The sequence below is a fragment of the Cytobacillus oceanisediminis genome, assembly GCF_004366035.1.
Classification (GTDB): domain Bacteria; phylum Bacillota; class Bacilli; order Bacillales; family Cytobacillaceae; genus Cytobacillus; species Cytobacillus oceanisediminis_C.
On sequence record NZ_SOEE01000002.1, the window covers coordinates 104,330 to 118,836 of the forward strand.

Sequence of the window (14,507 nt, forward strand, 5' to 3'; positions counted from 1 at the left end):
ATTAAATTAAGGCAATTTTCGAGGCAAGCATTAGTAAATAGCGCTTTTTCACAAAAAAGAGCCAGTCACATGCAATTCTGCAATGCGGCTGGCTCTTTTTAGGCCTTTTGGACGGATTTTCAAATGGGCACTTATCCTGAGTATAGGACAAGTTTGGTTCCGGGAAGGCTGAAGATAAGGAGGCGATGTATAAATGGGTACCTTTGAAGTGTTGTCTTTGATGATCAGTTTCGGTATGTTTGTTATCGCCATGCTCCAGTTCACAAATAGAGACAGGGATTCATGAACACGCTTATCAAGCGTGTTTTTTTCGTCTTTATTTGGAAAGTCCCTCATATTCTTTCTTGATATCTTCTGCTGTTTTATTGATTTCTTCTCCCCAATGGTCATTGACCTTGTTGAACACAATATTGCCTTTTGTATCCATTAAAGCATAGCCTCTATAGGCTGAGTCGCCATTTTTCATATCCGCCCTTTCAATGAGCTTCATTTCAGGGTCTGACACAAATGGGAGGCTGTGCCCCATTTTTTCTTCAAGAGCATTGTACAGCTCAAGCTGCTGCTCAGGCTGATCATTGCTGACGATGTACATGTTGACGTCCATGCCTTCTAATTTATCCATATTCTGATGCAACTCGACCAGTTGCTGCTGACAGAGTCCTCAGGTGTATGTAGTGATAAAAAAGAAAACACTTGGCTTGTCCTGCGGGAAGGTCACTTCATTGCTGGTTTGGTCCTTTAGGGTGATCGCTTCCTGTGCCTGATCTTTACCGCAGGCTGTCAGAACAAGAAGGACGATGGCCAATAAAATCATGAATTTTTTCTTCATAAGATCTCCAATTCCTTGTAGTTGTTATCCTCTCATTATGGCTATATATTTAGTTTTTCTCAATAAAAATGCTTAAGTATACGGATGTTTTTCTCACAGTTATTCCTGAGGAACCATAAAGCCTCCATACGATTAAGCGCTCAATCATAAAACAAACACACCCTTTTTATAAGAGTGTGCGTTTTATGGAATATTTATTACTTTTGAGGTAATAACCGGGGATGCTCTAAAGGATGAATTTGCTTCGCTGCACTTTATAGATGAGCTTATCGAGCTCCTCTGAGTACATGAGCGTTTCAGGGTGTGACAATCCCTTTCTTTTTCCAACAGAAATCATCTTTTTGCGCAGTGCATCGATGTCATGATGAAGTTTTTTTATAGCAGTCGAAGGTGTGGTCATTGATTCGGCTCCTAGTCAGGGGATGAAATACTATATTCTATTATCGACAAATTAAACCGCAAATAAACAGATTCGACAAAACTTATAAAAAGATTACAAGTTTCTACAATAGGGATTTTCTAGTGAATGAGACCTATTCCGAAATGCTTGTATTAATATTCCTGTAAACTATAATTCTTCCAGATTTTACATATACTTATCACAGGGTTAATATTTCATCCCTATTCTTAATGTGTAAACCATTATAGATAGGGGATGGAGACTTTGAAGAAGAAAATGATTTCAGTTATTGGTGCGGCAGTTATTGGGTTAAATGTATTTGGAGGAGGTGCAGCGTTGGCAAAAGATATGCATAAGGACATTGTAAATGTGTCACATCGCGGAGCTTCTGCATATGCACCTGAGCATACAATTGCTTCATATGACATGGGCGAGAAAATGCATGGGGATTATATTGAAATTGATCTGCAGATGACAAAGGATGGACATCTCATTGCGATGCATGACGTGACGCTTGACCGGACGACAAATGGAACAGGGTCCGTAAAGGATTACACTTTAAACGAAATTAAGCAGCTAGATGCAGGCAGCTGGTTTAACGAAAAGTACCCGTATGCATCAAAAGCGGAATACGAAGGCTTAAAGGTGCCGACACTTGAAGAGGTTTTCAAGAAATTTGGAAAAAACAACAGCTACTACATTGAAACAAAATCACCGGATGTTTATCCTGGCATGGAAAAAGAACTGCTTCGACTCATTGATGAGTATAAGATTAATAAAGAGAAGCTGCTTGTCCAATCATTCAGCCCTCAAAGTCTTAAAGTGATGAATGAATTGGATCCCTCCATTAAACTGGTTCAATTAATCTCTTATAAAGCAAATGCAGAAATTACCGATGCAGAGATTAAGGAAATCAGGCAGTATGCAATGGGCATCGGTCCTAATCATACGTATTTAAATGAGGAATATGTACAAAGGGTTGTGACCAGCGGCCTTGAACTGCACCCGTATACTGTCAATGACAAGGAAAGAATGAAGCAGCTGATTAATTGGGGAGTAACCGGCATGTTCACAAACCATCCGGATTTGCTGCATGATGTGAAAAAAGGGAGATAACTAGACAGAACTCCGGGTATTATTGCCGGAGTTCTTTTTGAATAAAAACCAACACCACTATAGTGAAAAATTGCTAAAAAGGGCTTGAACATGTTATTTCAAAGTGATATGATTTTTAATAGTTCAAAAATCTGTCACATTTTGATTTGAGATAGCGAACCTGTCGTCGGTTAAAATGTCATCAGATTCCTTAATGATTAACAGTTGGTTTTTTAAGCAGCGAATCCTGCTTGATACTAACCGTCAATCCTGCTTCAGCATGCCCAAATTTGGGAATGCGGGAGAGATTGGCGGTTTTTTTATTTCAAGAAACAATCCTGTAACCGCTTTAAAAAGCAGGATACGAGCATTATGAGGGGGAAAAAGAGTGAAAAAGACAAAAAATCGGTGGCTGATTGCCGCCTCGGCCGTAGGGATTCATATCTCAATCGGTTCGGTTTATGCCTGGAGCAACTTTACCAATCCATTGATTGAGCAGTTTGGGTGGACATCAAAGGAGGTACAGCTGACTTTTAGTTTGGCGATTCTATTTTTAGGGTTGTCAGCCGCATTCCTTGGCCACTTTGTTGAAAAGCATGGACCTAAAAAGGCTGGCCTTCTGGCAGCAGGGTTCTTTGGAGCCGGCATGCTTGGAGCCGGTTTGGCAGTAAATATGGGATCATTGCCATTTTTGTACATATCCTACGGTGTTCTTGGGGGAATTGGTTTGGGAGTCGGCTATATTGCACCGGTCTCCACACTGGTAAAATGGTTCCCGGACCGCCGCGGATTTGCAACCGGACTCGCCATCATGGGATTTGGCTTCGCTGCAGCGATAGCGAGCCCAGTCATGGATGGACTGATTAAATCTGTTGGTACAGCAAACACGTTCTTTATTTTAGGTGCAGCTTACTTAATCATCATGACATTATCATCTTTATATTTAGAAAGACCGCCAGCAGATTGGGCACCTGAAGGCATGAAAGAAAAAGCTGCAGCCGGAAAAATCAAAATCAAACAGGATTTGGCACAGTTGACGGCGAATGAAGCAGTAAAGACATCACGATTCTATTATTTATGGATCATGCTGTTCATTAATGTAACTTGCGGAATTGCGATTTTGTCAGCTGCAAAGCCGCTGGCACAGGAAAGTATAGGCCTGACTACAGGAGAAGCAGCAACGCTTGTCGGCGTACTCGGCATCTTTAATGGACTTGGCCGTCTTGCATGGGCATCCATTTCTGATTATATCGGCCGCCCGAACACGTATACGATTTTCTTCGTATCACAGATCGCCCTATTCCTGCTGTTGCCGATAACAAAGGAAGCCATTCTTTTCCAGATTATGCTGGCCATTGTATACACCATGTATGGCGGCGGATTCTCATCCATTCCGGCATTTATCGGTGACGTTTTCGGAACAAAGCAGCTTGGCGCTATTCACGGCTACATTCTTACAGCATGGGCTGCCGCAGGACTTGCAGGTCCCATGTTTGCAGCGTGGATGAAGGATTCAACAGGAAGCTATGCTTCAAGTCTGACAAGCTTCGCAGGACTTTTTGTGGTGGCACTCATTGTGTCAATTCTGATCCGTTTTGATATTAAAAAATTGCGCAAGCAAAATGAAGCAAATGAGCGTATGGCAGGTTAAATTTAATATAAACAGCATTAAAGATATATAGTGTCTAGCTCCAGCGCCTAGCGCCTCGGGTCATAAGCCAAATCACTCCAGAAATCAGGACAAGGAACGCTTCGTCAGCGATTCATCGCTCGACCAAAGCTTGCTTTGGGAGGTTTCCTGCGTGATTCGTCTTATGCCTGCAGGACTTGCACAGGAAGTGCTGGCTTCAACGTTCGCAACAGGACGTGCGGATTTTAGTTGAAGTTCATCTCAGCAAGGCGCTTCCGCTTTTCTTATGGTATGGCACTTGGCAGCGAACCTGCTAAAGACTAACCGCCGCAGAAATCAGCATCTATTAGTTAGAGGCTTTTTGCGGTGGTTTTTTATGAAAAAAGGGCAAATTTATTCCATTTACCCATATACAATAATAAATGCTATTTAAACATTGGAAATTAAGAGATTCAGGATCTCTATTAAATAGAAAAAATCAAGGGAGTGTTTCAGGTGGGAAAAACAAAACATCCAGGACCTCAGAATAAAAAGGCAATGCCGGATCCGAAGCATTGGGTAAGCCCAATTCCATTTGGGCTTGGCAAAATAAAGCCGAAGCATATGAGGGATACAGCAAAAATCCTATGGGAAAACAAAGATAATATTGGGTATGCTGCAAATATTTTAACGAAAGGTGTGTGTGACGGGTGTGCTCTTGGCGTTTCCGGTCTTTATGACCAGACACTTAAGGGGCCGCACGTATGTACAACAAGGTTGAATGTCCTTCGTTTGAATACTGCCGGTGCGATCAAACCGGAAATTCTGCATGCCGATATCGATGAGCTGCGCAAATATGACAGCACCGAGCTTCGTAAATTGGGGCGCATTCCTTATCCGATGATCCGCAGAAAGGGAGAGCGCTCATTCTCCAGGATCACTTGGGATGATGCCATGAACATGATTGCTGAAAAAATGAAAGTGCTCGATCCTAAACAGTATGCGTTCTACCTGACTAGCCGCGGAATTACGAATGAATCTTATTATGTGGCCGGCAAAGTTGCCCGCTTCCTTGGAACGAATCACATCGATAATGCGAGCCGCATTTGCCATTCACCTTCTAAAACTGCTTTAAAGCGTTCCATTGGAGTAGGAGCTTCGACAGCCAACTACCTTGACTGGATTGGAACGGATGTCCTGTTATTCTGGGGCAGTGTGGCATCAAACAGCTCGCCTGTATCATCTAAATACATGCTTGAAGCGAAGAAGAACGGCACAAAAATTATTGTCGTCAATCCATATAAAGAGCCGGCAATGGACAAATACTGGATTCCGTCAAATCCTGAATCTGCTTTGTTCGGCACCAAAATTGCAGATGATTTTTATCAGGTAAATATCGGCGGCGATATTGCCTTTATGCACGGGATCATGAAACACTGGTTTGAAATGGAGAGAGCGGAGAGCGGTTCTGCCGTCAATCATAAGTTTGTGAACGAGCATGTAAATGGGTACGAAGATTTGAAAAAGAAAGTAAAAGAGCAGTCATGGGAAGAGATTATTAAATCTTCCGGTGTAAGCAAAGAGCGTATCATCGAGCTTGCGGAATTGCTGGCGAACAGCAAAAATGCAGTCTATGCCTGGGCTCTTGGCCTGACCATGCATTCTTTTGCGACTGATAATATTTCACAGGTTGCGAATCTTGCGCTGCTTCGCGGTCATCTGGGCCGAAAGCATAATGGGCTTATGCCATTCCGCGGACATTCATCTGTGCAGGGAAGCGGTGAAATGGGAGCAGATCCATTCGTATTGCCTGGCGGTGACTTTTACGGTGATAATTTTACCCGCATTCAAAATCTTTGGGGCTTCGATCTTGAGAAATGGCAGGGTGATATCGTCGGAGTGACACTCGAGAATATCCTGCTCCCAGAGGACCATGAACGGAAAATAAAGCTTTACTATCTTTCAGGCGGTAACTTCCTTGAAACAATGCCAGATCCTGATTTTATCGAAAAAGCTCTTTCAGAACTGGATATTCGTGTTCACCAGGATATTATTTTAAATACGTCTACACTGGTTGATGCGAAAGAAGCAGTCATTGTGCTTCCGGCTAAAACCAGATATGAACAGGAGGGCGGGGGTACTTCTACATCAACAGAACGCATGGTGTACTTCAGCCCGGAAATTGAAGGGAATAAGAATAAAATTGAAGAAGCACGCGAGGAATGGAAAATCTACATTGATCTTGCCAAACGTGTAAAGCCTGAAACTGCTCATCTCGTTGAATTTAAAAATGCACAGGAAATCCGTGATGAAATTGCAGTGGCTAATCCTAGTTATGATGGCATCCAGCACCTGAAAAAAGCAGGTGATGTCTTCCAGTGGGGTGGAGCATGGCTATGCGAGGACGGCGTCTGCCCGACTCCTGACGGAAAAGGCACACTTATTACTGTGGATATTCCCGACCTTGGAAAGAAAGAAGGGCAATTCATTGTAACCTCACGCCGCGGGAAGCAGTTTAATTCCATGGTCTATAAAGAAGTGGACCCACTGAATGGTGCCGGACGATATGATGTATTAATGAACGCAGAAGATGGAAAGGATTTAAGCATTGCAGAGGGTGAAGGCATCGTTCTTTACAATGGATTCGGTGTATTCCAGGGAAGAGCCAAATTCGTGGACATCGCCCGAGGCAACGTCGAAGTCCACTTCCCGGAAGGAAACTTCCTATTGCCAAGGGGCCGCTACGAAAAATTCGCTGGTATCCCTGACTACAACATCACGGTTACCCTCGAAAAAGCTGACCGCTACAATGCACGCAAAGACGTGGAATATAACGAAAAACATATTGCTGAAGATGAAATAGATGCACCAGCATAAAAGGGAGAGAGATGGCTTAAGGCCATCTCTTTTCTGTGTATTGAGAGGAAATTGCGATTAACGACCAAATTGAATATGATTCACTGAAAATGGCAGTTAAACCGGAAGAATAAAGCAGAAAATAGAGGTGTCTTAGGGAAAATGGTAGTTAATGTGAGTGAATAAAGCCGAAAAGAGAGCTGTCTTAGGAAAATGGCAGTTAATCATAGTGAATAACGACCAAAAAAGAGAGGCCCAAGGAAAAATGGTAGTTAATCTTGAAGAATAAAGCCGAAAAGAGAGCTGTCTTAGGGAAAATGGTAGTTAATCAGAGTGAATAACGACCAAAAAAGAGAGGCCTAAGGAAAAATGGTAGTTAATCCGAATGAATAACACCGAAAAGAGAACGGCCTAAGGAAAAATGGTAGTTAATCCGAGTGAATAAAGCCGAAAAGAGAGTTGCCTTAGGAAAATGGTAGTTAATCCGAGTGAATAAAGCCGAAAAGAGAGCTGCCTTTGGGAAAATGGTAGTTAATCCTGAGGAATAAAGCCGAAAAGAGAGCTGTCTTAGGGAAAATGGTAGTTAATCCGAGTGAATAAAGCCGAAAAGAGAGCTGCCTTAGGGAAAATGGTAGTTAATCATAGTGAATAAAGCCGAAAAGAGAGCTGTCTTAGGAAAATGGTAGTTAATCCTGAAGAATAAAGCCGAAAGAGAGCTGTCTTAGGAAAATGGCAGTTAATCCTGAAGAATAAAGCCGAAAAGAGCTGCCTGAAGAAAAATGGCAGTTAATCCGAGTAAATAACGCCAAAAAAATGCAGGAAATCTATATCCACCGCTTTTGCCCAATTTCAAAATAGGCTCGTCCCTCTGCGACATCCATTATTTCCCTTCGTCATATATAGTGAGGTGAAAATAATGAAAAAAATCAAACAGGCAATAGCAGCGGGGGTCATTTCTCTGGCGGTTATTTTTTCAGGGGGAGCAGTTTTGGCGGACCACGGCGGAGATAAAGAAATAGCTGTGGTGAATAAAGGGGATACACTATATTCCCTGGCTAAGAAGCATCATATGAGTGTGGCGCAGATTACGGATCTGAATCATTTAAGAGGTACGACAATCTATCCGGGGCAGCGCCTCATTCTTTCCGGTAAGGAGGCTGGATATCATAAGATTATTGCCGGATCTTTCAGCAAAAAAGAGAATGCGGAAAAGCGGGCAGCACTATTAAAGAAAAAAGAGATCGCTGCCGCAATTAGTACTGCTGTCATTGATGGCAAAGCCTATTACCGTGTGCAGGCAGGTGCTTTTAAAGATAAAAAGAATGCCGTGAAGCAACTAGAGGCAGTCAAAAAGGCAGGAATTAAAGATGCCTTCATACTTTCCAAAGAAGCTCTTCATATTTTTGGCTTAAAGCCAGGAGATTCTTATGATGAGATAGCATCCAGAATGGGCAAGCCAAAAAAGACTGAAACCCAGCTCAATATTAAAACCCTTTACTATCAGGGTGATGGAGCAGGGCTAAGGATAACCTTAAATAAGAAGGATGGTACAATAGACAGTCTAGCTGTATATCCTGAATATTTAAGCCCGCGTATGTTTCCTGCTCTTCCCTTTACCAGGGATGAAGTAGTAAAAATATACGGTGATGCTAACAAAACAAGAACGGTAACTTGTTATGAATCTGCCAAGTGTGAAGAGTTAACCTACCAGCTGGATCACTTGGAGCTCAAAGCCCGGATTGACAGGGATCAAGCCACTGTTCAGTTTCTTGAATTAACCGATCTCACTGATCGATAATCCAATTGGAGGCCTCCTTTAGCCTCCTTTTTTTAAAGAAATATTCTTCCTTTTGGAGAACTCTTATATATCTGGGTATTTTTCACCGATTCAGAAGGGAAGGTAATGGAGCAAAGCCACTAAAGGAAAATGACGGATCAAATACGCTGGTGTGGGGCGATAAGCCGGAAGTGCTGCCTGAACAGGCAATATCACCCTGACAAGAGGGAAGGATTAAATTTTATTCAATTGTTTATTAGTCAGGTGCTGACATAATTGGTAATGAATCAGATGGGAAAAGCACCGGGTTTAATCTATGCCGAACTAAATGGCGAAATAAAGAAAAGGAAGGGGAATGGGGAGAAAATGACCGTATGGGGCGGAAAGCAGATGCCGAACTTATGAAATCACAATACAAATGTTTTTGCGATCAAATTTTTCTTATGGATAATCCATCGGAATAACACCAAAAACTACTATCTTACATACTCTGCAAATGAGTCAATCCCTTCCGTCGCTGAGGTGAAAGATATCTTAAAACAGTATGACAGTTTTTATGATAAAGGAGTTCTTGCCAGGAATGCTTCACCACCCAACTTTGGGGAAGATAAGAAGTCTTTAGTGAAAAAATAAAAAACACCAGTTCCCGATTATTATGAAGCTGGTGTTTGTTGGTTTTCCGAAGATTTACGAATTAAACCCATCATTCCGCGTGTCAATAAAAAAGTTGCCATAATGGATATAAAGCTATAGTATGAGTTCCATGATTTTTTATATTTGATTAACTGAGTATATTTTTCAAGAAAATGTTCAGCCATTGCTGAAGGTGCACTGAAGATCAGGGACTTTAACAAAATCCCCTTAAGTCCATTCTTCCTGGTCAGCTGATTAAAATAAACACACGTTACCGGGAATATTATATAGCTGAATAGCACGCTGACATCAAAAGTTTTAAACAGATTTACCGGGTATTTAAGATAGCCTTTACGCACTAACAGATTATCTAAAAAGGTGGCAATATAGCTTTTTAAAAAGAATATGATAAGCCATTCCTTCAATGGGGGCTTTCTAATCAAATTAAAGAAAGACATAATTCCAAATATAAATAACAAACGCAATAGATTTCTTTCGAATTTTCTTCCCAATTGTTAAACCCCCTTTATACACAACCTAAATAGTCTTTCTTTATTATTGTTAAGTTGTTTAACCTGCATTATACGATATTTTCAGAGGTTTCGATTGTAAAAAATACCATTATTTTCGTATAGAGCAGTGTTGGCAGGGGTTTTAAGGAGCAGGAAAACATTTCTATTGAAATCATCACTTTATTATTTTATTATAATAAAACAAGCTGCATTGTACGTAATCATACTAAAGTTTTAACCTTTAAGCTGAAATAGGGAGTTTAACATCGGAACAGGAATGACAAGCCTCTGTCTATATGACAAGGAGGACATGCAGGATTGTTTCTGCGGACACCCACTTTGAGGAGTGGTGGTTTAAAACTTTCTTATAACAGTTACGGCAAGAGCGGCTCCATACTTATATTATCAAACCAGTTTCCAATCGGGGGCTGGTTTTTTTATTATATAGAAATTATAATTACCCTGAAACTATTGCTGTCAGGAGGAAATATGAAAAAACTGCTAAAAATCAGTATTTCTATCATTCTGTTTATGGGGATTTGCTTTTTGCTGTTTGAAATTTCCAAGTCAAGGAACTTTCAGTTTTTCGGCGGCCTTGTAAATAAAGCAGAAACAGAGGAAAAAGTGGCAGCACTAACATTTGATGATGGACCAGGCGTCAATACGGAGGAAGTATTGGAAATTCTGCGGGAAGAAGAAATTAAGGCCACTTTTTACCTGACAGGGCATGAGATTGAGCAACATATGGACGATGCCAAAAGGATTGCGGGAGAAGGGCATGAAATTGGCAATCATTCATATTCTCATACACGGATGGTTTTAAAATCTCCCTCTTTTATTAAAGATGAAATTGAGAAAACAGATGATTTGATCAGGCAGACAGGTTATGAGGGAGAAATTCATTTTCGGCCTCCATACGGAAAAAAACTATTTTTTCTTCCTTACTACCTATATAAACAGGAGCGCAAGACGATTTTATGGAACATTGAGCCTGAAAGTCATCCGGAAATAGAAGGGGATGCCGATAAAATCACGGAGCATGTGGCTGAGAACATAGAACCAGGCTCCATCATTCTTCTTCATGTCATGTATGAGAGCCGGGAAGAGTCTTTGGATTCTGTTAAGAAAATTATTTCTTCATTAAAAGAGCAGGGTTACCATATGACTACGGTTTCGGAATTGCTGAAACATCAGAAGTAGAGCTGTCCTTACAGCTCTTTTTCTTATTGGATTAGTTGCCTTTTACCCCATAAAGAATGCAGCCAACTCCGCAAAGTACCCATAATATCTTGCTTAGTGAAACTTTATCTGCCATTCCAGTTAATCCGATCACTGTCGTCAACAAAAGCACAGGCGGTCCAATCAGGGCAAGTGAACTATTCACAACCAGTGCTTTTTCGATATCATTCATTTTTATAATCAATAGTGCAACAAAAATTTCTATGCTTCCAGAAATAATCCGCAGAATCGCCATCCCAAGAATCGCTTTATCAAGAAAAATAAACATCATGTACCTCCTATACCTTCTTGTCAGTCATTATATGTGAGCTACTCTAAATGAAGGACAGGTTTTAAGAAGAAATTATTTCAGAAATGTTACGAATATGACGAAGCAGTATAGGGGGAAAATCGGCAAATGTGCATAGGGAGCATTTCCGGGCGTTTTCTTATGTTAAAAGACTTTAAGTATTTTTTAGACTATTTTTTTGAAAATACCCCCTTACAGAATCTCTAATTGGAAAAATAATGAAGGGTCAGCAAATCATTTTTGCATAAATAATTTATTTTTAACGGAGCTGTAATCCTTGATTATGTTGGTTTTAGTAAAATAAAGGAAAGGGGGGCATTGCCATGGAGAAAGCGATTTTACATTACGATGATTTACTGGAAATGCTGGATGGATTGTTAAGAGAACCAAAAGCCTTCTGGGAAAATTTTTATGAAGACCGGGACAAAGAGATTCCATTTTTCATAGCGAAGGGGCCAGATGAAAACCTTTATGAATATGTTCAAAATGGCTTAAGGCCGGAAAAAACCCTTGAGATTGGCTGCGGTCCAGGGAGGAATGCCATTTTTCTGGCGAAAAATGGAGCGCAGGTGGATGCCATTGATTTTTCCGAAAAGGCGATCAAATGGGCCGCTGAAAGAGCAAAAGAAGCACAAGCCGATATAAATTTTAAACATGTATCTCTTTTTGATTTCCATTTTGAACCTCACACCTATGATTTTATTTATGACAGCGGCATGTTTCATCATCTTCCCCCGCATAGAAGGCTGACATATTTGGAAATAATCAAAGCTGCACTGAAGCCCGGCGGAAAGTTCGGACTTGTTAGCTTTAATACGGATGGCGCGCTTCCTACTCCGGACTGGGAGGTATATCAACACGGCAGCTTAAAGGGAGGCATTGGGTATACAGAAGAACGCTTGAAAGTGATCTTTCAAAATGACTTTCATTTCATGGAGATTAGAAAAATGAAAAAGATTCAGCAGCCTAGTAATCTATTTGGAGAAGATTTTTTATGGGCCTGTTTGATGAGGCTAAAGTAGAAGTTTTCAAGTTAGGAGGAAACCATGACAAGGAAAGTGGCAGTTACTCTATATAATCCCGATTGGCCATCCTTATTTAAAAGCGAGGCAGCGCTCCTCAAGAAAATTTTTAAAAGAGAGATTCTAGATATTCATCATATAGGAAGCACGTCCATTCCTGGTCTGGCAGCAAAGCCGGTCATCGATATAATGCCTATCGTAAGCGATATTGAGATGGTTGATCGCTTTAATGAACAAATGATTTCTCTTGGGTATGAACCACGTGGAGAAAACGGTCTGCCTGGCCGGCGGTACTTTCAGAAAGGAGGCAATCAGCGGACCCATCATGTCCATATCTACGGAAAAGGGAGTCCTGATATTACCCGGTATCTTGCTTTTCGTGATTATTTAAGATTGAACGTAAATGAAGCAAAACAATATGGAGCTTTAAAAATGGAGTTAGCGAAGCAGTACCCCTTAGACATTGAGGCATACATAAAGGGGAAGGAAGCTCTGGTGCGGAAAATGGAGATGAAGGCAATAAAGTGGTATGAGTCATTATGCTAAGCTAATCCATTATTAGTCTATCAAATAAAAAAAAGTGAGGATACTTGTAAAACTTTTTATATGCTGTTCGGGCAGAAAAAGCCTAAGCGCTGTTCGTGCTGTCCGAATTAGACCTGCATTTGAACAGTAATGGCCAAACTGCTGTTCCCGCTGTTCGAACCAGACACACATTCGGACAGTAAAGTCCAAATTGCTGTAGATGTAGTCCGAACCAGACACACATTCGGACAGCAAAGTCCAAATTGCTTAGATGTTGTCCGAATTAGACCCGCATCCGGACAGTATAGGCGAAATTGCTGTTCACGCTGTCCAAACCAGGCCGGCATTCGGCCGCCAACAAGAGACTTCCCGCATTTACAGTATCCTCCGCCAAACTTTTATTCATAATTCCGTTCAATAATAAAATGCGCATAGTCCCCGCGGAACATCGTTTTGGAGTATTCGATTAAGCTTCCATCTTCAATATGGGCATAGGTTTCAAGAACGAAGCATGGTGTTTCAGATTTGATTTTTAACAGACCGCTAATGTCCTCTTCCGGGAATGCGATTTCTAAATGCTCGACTGTCTTTTTGATTTTTAAGTTGTATTGAGTCTGCAGCAAATTGTATAAGGATTTTTCACAGGCCTGCCGGTTCAAGCTGGGGGTCTTTTTCCATGGCAGAAAGGCTTTTTCATATTGAAGCGGCTCGTCATCCGCATATCTGATCCGTTCGAGTACATTGACCGGATCGCCTTCTGACAGCTCAAAGACATCTGCTAGAAAGGGATCGGCAGGGATGACTTCGAGATTTATTACTTTTATAAGCGGGTTTTTTCCCTGCATGGCCATTTGCTTTGAAAAGTTTTCGACTGTAGAAGTCAGCCGCTGCTTAACTTTATTGCTTGATACAAATGTGCCTCTGCCTTGCTGGCGATAAATATGGCCCTCGGAGCTCAGCTGCTGGAGTGCTGTTCTAATGGTCGTCCGGCTGACTCCATATTTTTCACAAAACTCCGCTTCTGTCGGCAATTTTGTATCCGGTTTGTATTCTCCATTTCCAATAAGTTCAAGAATGCTTTCTTTAACCTTCAAGTGAAGGGCACTATCCTCGGTGAAACCGTCTTTCATACCCGTTCCTCCTACTCTGTTCTTCTTTCTATTATTCCATAAAACTTATTGTCATATCAATTATAAATTAACTTGTAATAACAAATTTTAAAAATGTATTGAAAAATTAAATATTTGTCATTACAATTAATTTCAAGCATAGGATATTGATGGGAGGTGAATGACTTCAAAAAGGGAATATTTTTCTTCTTAGTTGACTGAATAATCTGTTTTATCGATGGTACTATTAGGATAAGCAATCATTCTATTATTTTGAAATCGTTTACAAAGTAAAGGGGGTCAATCATGAATATTTTGTTATGCTGTTCGGCTGGAATGTCTACTAGTCTTCTAGTGACAAAAATGCAGGCAAGCGCTGAAAGCCAGGGGATCGACTGTAAAATTTGGGCTGTCGGCAACGGAGAGGTTAGAAGCCATATTGATTCAGCAGATGTACTGCTGCTGGGACCGCAGATTCGGTTTATGACCGAGCAATTGAAGAAGGAGGCAGGCGGCAGGATTCCTGTAGCTCCCATAAACCCAATGCATTATGGTTTATGCAATGGGGAGGAAGTATTAAAGCAAGCTATGTCATTAATAAAGGGTGAATAG

At 41.1% G+C, this 14,507-nt stretch carries 16 protein-coding genes and 1 other RNA gene; 11 read left to right on the top strand and 6 right to left on the bottom strand.

The genetic code is table 11. The annotated features are described in order from the left end of the window. Window positions 1-193 precede the first annotated feature (193 nt). Window positions 194-286: a putative holin-like toxin gene (locus DFO72_RS30640; RefSeq protein ID WP_019381338.1), complete on the top strand. Its 93-nt coding sequence runs from the start codon at window positions 194-196 to the stop codon at window positions 284-286. 30 nt (window positions 287-316) lie between these two features. Here the strand turns inward: DFO72_RS30640 and DFO72_RS04865 are convergent, their stop codons facing one another. The 3 genes from DFO72_RS04865 to DFO72_RS04870 form a co-directional block, all read right to left on the bottom strand. Next, window positions 317-643, bottom strand: a complete 327-nt coding sequence (locus DFO72_RS04865; RefSeq protein WP_258549804.1) for a redoxin domain-containing protein — start codon at window positions 641-643, stop codon at window positions 317-319. Window positions 644-661: 18 nt separating this feature from the next. Beyond that, window positions 662-829 (bottom strand): hypothetical protein, encoded by a 168-nt coding sequence (locus DFO72_RS29285; RefSeq protein WP_166672420.1) that lies wholly within the window; start codon window positions 827-829, stop codon window positions 662-664. 226 nt (window positions 830-1,055) lie between these two features. Next, entirely contained in the window at window positions 1,056-1,229 is a 174-nt protein-coding gene (locus DFO72_RS04870) for an aspartyl-phosphate phosphatase Spo0E family protein (RefSeq protein WP_113881147.1), read from the bottom strand. 255 nt (window positions 1,230-1,484) lie between these two features. Between DFO72_RS04870 and DFO72_RS04875 the strand changes: the two genes are divergently transcribed. The 5 genes from DFO72_RS04875 to DFO72_RS30345 all read left to right on the top strand — a co-directional run bounded on the left by DFO72_RS04875 (window position 1,485) and on the right by DFO72_RS30345 (window position 8,971). After that, window positions 1,485-2,345 carry a glycerophosphodiester phosphodiesterase gene (locus tag DFO72_RS04875; protein WP_181782248.1) on the top strand — a complete coding sequence of 287 codons (861 nt, stop codon included), beginning with the start codon at window positions 1,485-1,487 and terminating at the stop codon, window positions 2,343-2,345. Window positions 2,346-2,712: 367 nt separating this feature from the next. Continuing rightward, a complete protein-coding gene (locus DFO72_RS04880) occupies window positions 2,713-3,975 on the top strand; it encodes an L-lactate MFS transporter (RefSeq protein WP_113881145.1) in 1,263 nt (420 codons plus the stop codon). 474 nt (window positions 3,976-4,449) lie between these two features. Next, window positions 4,450-6,810 carry an FdhF/YdeP family oxidoreductase gene (locus DFO72_RS04885; protein WP_113881144.1) on the top strand — a complete coding sequence of 787 codons (2,361 nt, stop codon included), beginning with the start codon at window positions 4,450-4,452 and terminating at the stop codon, window positions 6,808-6,810. 895 nt (window positions 6,811-7,705) lie between these two features. Further along, the gene (locus DFO72_RS04890; RefSeq protein ID WP_113881143.1) at window positions 7,706-8,587 is read left to right on the top strand and encodes a LysM peptidoglycan-binding domain-containing protein; all 882 of its coding nucleotides are present in this window, start codon (window positions 7,706-7,708) and stop codon (window positions 8,585-8,587) included. Between the two features lie 255 nt (window positions 8,588-8,842). Continuing rightward, window positions 8,843-8,971 carry a hypothetical protein gene (locus DFO72_RS30345; protein ID WP_258549799.1) on the top strand — a complete coding sequence of 43 codons (129 nt, stop codon included), beginning with the start codon at window positions 8,843-8,845 and terminating at the stop codon, window positions 8,969-8,971. A 248-nt stretch (window positions 8,972-9,219) separates the two neighbouring features. Here the strand turns inward: DFO72_RS30345 and DFO72_RS04900 are convergent, their stop codons facing one another. Further along, window positions 9,220-9,711, bottom strand: coding sequence for a CBO0543 family protein (locus tag DFO72_RS04900; protein ID WP_113881142.1), 492 nt, complete (start codon window positions 9,709-9,711; stop codon window positions 9,220-9,222). Window positions 9,712-9,911: 200 nt separating this feature from the next. Between DFO72_RS04900 and ssrS the strand changes: the two genes are divergently transcribed. After that, window positions 9,912-10,107, top strand: a non-coding RNA gene (gene ssrS, locus DFO72_RS04905) — 6S RNA. A 93-nt stretch (window positions 10,108-10,200) separates the two neighbouring features. Continuing rightward, the gene (locus DFO72_RS04910) at window positions 10,201-10,911 is read left to right on the top strand and encodes a polysaccharide deacetylase family protein (RefSeq protein WP_113881232.1); all 711 of its coding nucleotides are present in this window, start codon (window positions 10,201-10,203) and stop codon (window positions 10,909-10,911) included. Window positions 10,912-10,942: 31 nt separating this feature from the next. On the opposite strand, the gene DFO72_RS04915 is transcribed toward DFO72_RS04910, so the two are convergent. Further along, the gene (locus DFO72_RS04915; RefSeq protein WP_113881141.1) at window positions 10,943-11,218 is read right to left on the bottom strand and encodes a YqhV family protein; all 276 of its coding nucleotides are present in this window, start codon (window positions 11,216-11,218) and stop codon (window positions 10,943-10,945) included. Window positions 11,219-11,562: 344 nt separating this feature from the next. Between DFO72_RS04915 and DFO72_RS04920 the strand changes: the two genes are divergently transcribed. Further along, entirely contained in the window at window positions 11,563-12,261 is a 699-nt protein-coding gene (locus DFO72_RS04920; protein ID WP_113881140.1) for a class I SAM-dependent methyltransferase, read from the top strand. A 24-nt stretch (window positions 12,262-12,285) separates the two neighbouring features. Next, window positions 12,286-12,807 carry a GrpB family protein gene (locus tag DFO72_RS04925; protein WP_113881139.1) on the top strand — a complete coding sequence of 174 codons (522 nt, stop codon included), beginning with the start codon at window positions 12,286-12,288 and terminating at the stop codon, window positions 12,805-12,807. Between the two features lie 377 nt (window positions 12,808-13,184). On the opposite strand, the gene DFO72_RS04935 is transcribed toward DFO72_RS04925, so the two are convergent. Further along, window positions 13,185-13,916, bottom strand: a complete 732-nt coding sequence (locus DFO72_RS04935; protein WP_113881138.1) for a GntR family transcriptional regulator — start codon at window positions 13,914-13,916, stop codon at window positions 13,185-13,187. A 285-nt stretch (window positions 13,917-14,201) separates the two neighbouring features. On the opposite strand from DFO72_RS04935, the gene DFO72_RS04940 reads away from it, so the two are divergent. Next, window positions 14,202-14,507, top strand: coding sequence for a PTS sugar transporter subunit IIB (locus DFO72_RS04940; protein WP_113881137.1), 306 nt, complete (start codon window positions 14,202-14,204; stop codon window positions 14,505-14,507).

What these genes read in the sequence shown, in the direction of transcription:
- DFO72_RS04890 (WP_113881143.1), top strand. Translation starts at nt 7,706, where the DNA reads ATGAAAAAAATCAAACAGGCAATAGCAGCGGGGGTCATTTCTCTGGCG.
- DFO72_RS04875 (WP_181782248.1), top strand. Translation starts at nt 1,485, where the DNA reads ATGGAGACTTTGAAGAAGAAAATGATTTCAGTTATTGGTGCGGCAGTT.
- DFO72_RS04935 (WP_113881138.1), bottom strand. Translation starts at nt 13,916, where the DNA reads ATGAAAGACGGTTTCACCGAGGATAGTGCCCTTCACTTGAAGGTTAAA.
- DFO72_RS04925 (WP_113881139.1), top strand. Translation starts at nt 12,286, where the DNA reads ATGACAAGGAAAGTGGCAGTTACTCTATATAATCCCGATTGGCCATCC.
- DFO72_RS04915 (WP_113881141.1), bottom strand. Translation starts at nt 11,218, where the DNA reads ATGTTTATTTTTCTTGATAAAGCGATTCTTGGGATGGCGATTCTGCGG.
- DFO72_RS04940 (WP_113881137.1), top strand. Translation starts at nt 14,202, where the DNA reads ATGAATATTTTGTTATGCTGTTCGGCTGGAATGTCTACTAGTCTTCTA.
- DFO72_RS04910 (WP_113881232.1), top strand. Translation starts at nt 10,201, where the DNA reads ATGAAAAAACTGCTAAAAATCAGTATTTCTATCATTCTGTTTATGGGG.
- DFO72_RS04920 (WP_113881140.1), top strand. Translation starts at nt 11,563, where the DNA reads ATGGAGAAAGCGATTTTACATTACGATGATTTACTGGAAATGCTGGAT.
- DFO72_RS04870 (WP_113881147.1), bottom strand. Translation starts at nt 1,229, where the DNA reads ATGACCACACCTTCGACTGCTATAAAAAAACTTCATCATGACATCGAT.
- DFO72_RS29285 (WP_166672420.1), bottom strand. Translation starts at nt 829, where the DNA reads ATGAAGAAAAAATTCATGATTTTATTGGCCATCGTCCTTCTTGTTCTG.
- DFO72_RS30640 (WP_019381338.1), top strand. Translation starts at nt 194, where the DNA reads ATGGGTACCTTTGAAGTGTTGTCTTTGATGATCAGTTTCGGTATGTTT.